This window comes from Desulforegula conservatrix Mb1Pa (assembly GCF_000426225.1).
Lineage (GTDB): Bacteria > Desulfobacterota > Desulfobacteria > Desulfobacterales > Desulforegulaceae > Desulforegula > Desulforegula conservatrix.
Genome location: NZ_AUEY01000131.1, coordinates 1 through 4,882, shown reverse-complemented (window position 1 = coordinate 4,882; position 4,882 = coordinate 1). Strand labels below are relative to the sequence as shown.

The window sequence follows — 4,882 nt, the reverse complement described above, 5'->3', positions numbered from 1 at the left end:
TCAAACAGTTCTGAGGCATTCTGTTCAAGCTCTTTCTTCCAGGCTGATATCTGATTGGAATGCACACCAAACTGATCGGATAATTCCGAGAGGGTTTTGTCTCCCTTCAAAGCCGCTAACGCCACTTTAGCCTTGAATGCTGGTCCGTGATTTCTTCTGATTCCTTTTGCCATTCTTCTGCTCCTTTTTTTTGATGTTCTAATAAAGCAGATTTTCACTTAAATGGCTGTCCAATTTTTCCAGACCAGCTCTTAGTTCCAACATAATAACCATCAAATAAGAGGCTAATTACATATACGATGATACTCAAAAAGGGTTGGTTCTTTTCTATTTTTTTTAAATCCATTTACAGCTCTTTCGATCATGTTTTTTATTATTTGAGATTATTTATAAGTGTAGATATATAGAATTGATTGCTAACGCAGAGATAAGCTGCGCCGCCGCTGCTTTGCTGGTGAAACCGGTGCGTGTCGGCGTCAGCTTGGACGACTTGTTGGCGCTGCGCCTGAATGCAATGCCAAACTATTAAACAGTTTAGGACAATCAACGATCTGAAATTGCCCTGCCAAAACATAAAAACAGCAAAACCCAAATGAGCTACCAGATTACTTTTGCAATTGCTGGAGAAAACCAGCCTTTCTGAAACCTGGAGAATGGTTGCCGCTGCTGAAGCTGGAGAAATTCAGAGCTACAAAATTGCCAAAACCAGAAAGCTGGAAAACACCAAATCCCGAATGAGTTACCAAGTTGCATTTGCAAAAGCTGGTGAAAACCTGTCGCTGCAACAACTGGAGCAATCTCCTGAAAAGTCAAAAGCTAAACTTTAAGCGGCTGACCTGAAAAAGCCCTGAACTTTAACAACGCTAAAATTGGCGATACCAGCAAAGCATCAAAACTGCCAGCAAAAAAAGGACTGGGCCTGCGACTGCAAAACATCAGCACGCCAACGGTGAGCTAAGCCGCGCCGCCGCTGCTTTGCTGGTGAAATCGGTGCGTGTCGGCGTCGGCTTGGGCGACTTGTTAGACCAGTTTTTTGATGAGCAACAAGAATGCCCAGATTATTAAACAATTTACGGGCAACGATAAAACATTGCCCTGTCAAAACACAAAAACCAGAAAACTGCAAAACCCAAACGAGCTACCAAACTGCGTTTGCAATTGCTGGAGAAAACCAGCCTTTCCGAAACCTGGAGAATGGTTGCCGCTGCTAAAGCTGGAGCAAACCGGCCATTGCATGACTGGAGACACTCCTGAAAAGTCAAAAGCTAAACTCTGAACCACAAAGTGGAAAAAGCCCAAAACTTTAACGGCGCTGAGTTTGACGATAAAGCCAGAGTCCCGAAACAGCCTCAAAAATACCAAAAATTCTGAAATCAAAAGGTCTAACGGTGAGCTAAGCTGCGCCGCCGCTGCTTTACTGGTAAAATCGGTGCGTGTCGGCGTCAGCTTGGGCGACTTGTTGGCAATGCGGTTAAAAAAGCAACGCCAAACTATTAAACAGTTTAGGGCAATAAACGACCTGAAATTACCCTACCAAAACATAAAAACAGAAAACAGCAAAACCCAAATGAGTTACCAGGAATGGCTGCCGCTGCTGAAGCTGGAGAAATTCAGAACTGCAAAATTGCCAAAACCATAAAGCTGGAAAACTGCAAATCCCAAATGAGTTACCAAGCTGCCTTTGCAAAAGCTGGTGAAAACCTGTCGCTGCATGACTTGTGAAATTCCTGAAAAGTCAAAAGCCTTACTCTTAGCCACATAGTGGAAAAAGCCCTTCACTTTAACAATGCTAAAATTGGCGATAGCATCAAAGCTATAAAACTGCCAACTAAAAAGTACCGGGTTAACGACTGCAAAGCCTCAGCATGCCAACGGAAAGGTATGATGCGGCGCCACTTTGCTGGTTAAGCCCACGCAGCTCCCCGGCGTCGGCATGGGCGAATTGTTAGGTTTTAGTTTATTGGCCCCAATTAAAATTATTATTACAGGGGTCCTTTATATCTCCCTTGAAAACACCAACAAATCTTTTATTTTCATCATACCAAAATGTTAAAGAATATTTTTTATTAGAAAGCTCATGCCTCTTAATAATAGCGGAAGGGATCATGAATATTTCTCCAATACCCAAAGTAATTGCACTGAACATTCCGTAAGCTTGTCCTCTCTCCATATTGTAGTATGGGCCTTCTCGTGTATAAACTTCACAATAAGAAGCTAACCTATCCTTGGATACATCGTTTCCATTCCATACAAATGGCTCAAAAGGCTTATTGATATTAGTATATTCCAAATATTCGCGAGTCTTACTAATAGCCAAAGGTGGATGATACTCCTGAGTCCAAGAAGCTTTGCCCAGTTCATTTCGTACATCTTCAATTGTTGTAGACGATTCAAGTAAATATTCATATCTTTTCCCGTACCCGACAATAGAAGCTGAAACACATCCAGAAAACAAAAAGGCTAATACTAAGAAAGGTATAGTTCTATTCATTTCTTTGGGAAACCTAACGGTGAGCTAAGCCGCGCCGCCGCTGCTTTACTGGAAAAATCGGTGCGTGTCGGCGTCGGCTTGGGCGACTTGTTATGCACTTTTAGCATTTACTATGCAATTGACTAAATTTATTCCACACATGATTAAAAATTTTGAATTTTCATTTATATTTTCAAAAAATTTAGCGCCTTTCATCGTTTTCACGACATATGCAAGCAAAAAACGTTCTTTATGGTCTGCAAGATATTGGTCTATTGAACTTCCAATTAATTGACTATCCATTCCTTCAGTGAATTTTACTACGGAAGTGAACAATTTTAACTGATACTCTTGTTCATCCTCCGATATTTTTGAAATCTTCTGCCCAGATTCTTTTATGCATAAGTGCAATACAATGAGAATATTTAGAAGAACATCTATTTCTTCCAATGTGTTTCCCATCATTTGTTGCACCACTACTGAACTCAATAGATTCGGCTGCTCGATAAATAGTTCATTACAGACTAATTCTTTTTCCTTGATGCCCATTGCCTGAGCTTTTTGGATTGCACTCGATAGATGTTTTTCAGAAATTGCCATATTATCCCCACAAATTAGAAAAAGCATAACGGTGAGCTAAGCCGCGCCGCCGCTGCTTTACTGGTGAAATCGGTGCGTGTCGGCGTCGGCTTGGGCGACTTGTTAAAATTTGCCGATAACGGCTGTAAAAAGTATTTTCAGCACTGTAAAACGGGTGAAAAGCAGCCAATGAGCAAGATTCAAGAATTCAAAACGTAAATCCAGTAATGCTCGCAAAGCTTCCCCCGAAGCAGAATCAATTTCAGTTAGAGACAATCACATTGCCTATGAAGCTAAATAAAATATTAATATGCTTAAAACGCCTAAAGCAATGCCGCTAAGGTCTAAAACTACATCGACAAAATTTGAGTTTGGACTAAAAAATCCTAACTTGTTTTTCGATCGCCTACTTCTTGATATCAACAACAATATTCCACCCAGCACGTTTATAAATAGCGCCAGTAAATATACAACGTTCTCCAATTTAGCACCCACAGTTACGCAATATTTTGAGCAAGCTTTTGCCCGCAGCTATTAGAAAACGAGGTCACAGCTTCACTTAAAATGTACCTATTATTATTCTTCCAGTGCCATCAAAAAAAATTTTAACGGTGAGCTAAGCTGCGCCGCCGCTGCTTTGCTGGTGAAACCGGTGCGTGTCGGCGTCAGCTTGGGCGACTTGTTAGGCATTATTTATTTTCGTATGCCATTTAAGTTCTTAACAATTGGAGGTGATTTAAGCTGGATAATATTTATAGGAGTATGTGAAATTTTAAATAATATTTCACTTTTATCACCTCGTAATCCTATGACAGCAATTGTCACTGGCTTTAAAACTCTAACAAAAGCACCTGAATGGACATCATCACCAGGGCCTTCAATTTCTAAATAATCGTCGATCCACTTTTTGCGAAGGGTTTTTCCAGCCTCATTGTCATTGCCCCATACTTTTTCCCAAAAGCCTGTAGCAGGATTCTTTATATATTCAATTGTAATTTTTGAGCCTTCATTAATTAAGTATGTTGGCCTATCAAATTCAACTTGCTTCCATCCAAAACCTAACGAAATGTTTTTGAGAGAGACATTGTTATCATCAGCACAAATCAGAATGCGTGGGCAAAAAAGCAAATAGCTAATAACCGATATTAATAATAATTTATATTTGAGCCTCAAAACTTGATCCAATTCGGTTTTAAAAAGCTTGGCACCCAACAAATAATATGCCTAACGGTGAGCTAAGCTGCGCCGCCGCTGCTTTACTGGTGAAACCGGTGCGTGTCGGCGTCAGCTTGGGCGACTTGTTGTGCTGTTTTTATTTAAGGTTCTACCTGATTCCCATACTCTAAAGAAGACAAAATCTTTAATTTTTCTTTGTAGCTTGGGATCATGGCTGTATAGGCAAAACGACTTTTATTTCCCACGGTGCCAACACGACAAGTTGTATTGCCATGAACAATAGACACTGAATCCTCAAATTTACTTAGCAACTCATCTGTTAATCGTTGGCGTTTCTCTTTTGCGTTCGGTTGGGGCAACGGTACGCCATAAAGAACAACAATAAAAGGCCCTGTAATTGACTCAACCATTCCTTCATAGTTTGAAATTATATCCAAAACATCTGAGATAATTTGATTTGTTCTTAAACCCTCTTTAGCAAGAATGAATAAATATTCAATTTCTTTTTCATGTAGCTCAGGAATATCTATGTTTGATGACAACACATCTTCAATCAATTTAGGGGATAAAAATTGACCAAACGATTTCTTTATATATTTAATTTCATTATTCTTTTGTTTAAAAGGCCACATAGGTATTTTCATAAAAAGCACAACG

The 4,882-nt window shown here is 39.9% G+C and carries 7 protein-coding genes; 2 read left to right on the top strand and 5 right to left on the bottom strand.

Annotated elements, in window-relative coordinates; translation table 11 throughout:
• On the bottom strand, nucleotides 1-173 hold a 173-nt coding region (locus K245_RS25775; RefSeq protein WP_035277858.1), incomplete at its 3' end, for a transposase.
• A gap of 444 nt (nucleotides 174-617) precedes the next feature.
• Here K245_RS25775 and K245_RS0120745 point away from each other — a divergent pair.
• Nucleotides 618-827, top strand: a complete 210-nt coding sequence (locus tag K245_RS0120745) for a hypothetical protein (protein WP_027360704.1) — start codon at nucleotides 618-620, stop codon at nucleotides 825-827.
• A gap of 491 nt (nucleotides 828-1,318) precedes the next feature.
• Nucleotides 1,319-1,639 (top strand): hypothetical protein, encoded by a 321-nt coding sequence (locus K245_RS27910; RefSeq protein WP_156906871.1) that lies wholly within the window; start codon nucleotides 1,319-1,321, stop codon nucleotides 1,637-1,639.
• Nucleotides 1,640-1,957: 318 nt separating this feature from the next.
• Here K245_RS27910 and K245_RS0120730 read toward each other — a convergent pair whose 3' ends face one another.
• The 4 genes from K245_RS0120730 to K245_RS25770 form a co-directional block, all read right to left on the bottom strand.
• Nucleotides 1,958-2,491: a hypothetical protein gene (locus tag K245_RS0120730; RefSeq protein ID WP_027360702.1), complete on the bottom strand. Its 534-nt coding sequence runs from the start codon at nucleotides 2,489-2,491 to the stop codon at nucleotides 1,958-1,960.
• 90 nt (nucleotides 2,492-2,581) lie between these two features.
• Nucleotides 2,582-3,070: a hypothetical protein gene (locus tag K245_RS0120725; protein WP_027360701.1), complete on the bottom strand. Its 489-nt coding sequence runs from the start codon at nucleotides 3,068-3,070 to the stop codon at nucleotides 2,582-2,584.
• A gap of 672 nt (nucleotides 3,071-3,742) precedes the next feature.
• Nucleotides 3,743-4,264, bottom strand: coding sequence for a hypothetical protein (locus K245_RS0120720; protein ID WP_027360700.1), 522 nt, complete (start codon nucleotides 4,262-4,264; stop codon nucleotides 3,743-3,745).
• A 101-nt stretch (nucleotides 4,265-4,365) separates the two neighbouring features.
• Nucleotides 4,366-4,882 (bottom strand): hypothetical protein (locus tag K245_RS25770; RefSeq protein WP_035277857.1); only part of this gene is annotated, 517 nt, incomplete at its 5' end.

Excerpts from the sequence above, each read along its gene's own strand:
- K245_RS0120730 (WP_027360702.1), bottom strand. The coding sequence starts at position 2,491 with ATGAATAGAACTATACCTTTCTTAGTATTAGCCTTTTTGTTTTCTGGA.
- K245_RS0120725 (WP_027360701.1), bottom strand. The coding sequence starts at position 3,070 with ATGGCAATTTCTGAAAAACATCTATCGAGTGCAATCCAAAAAGCTCAG.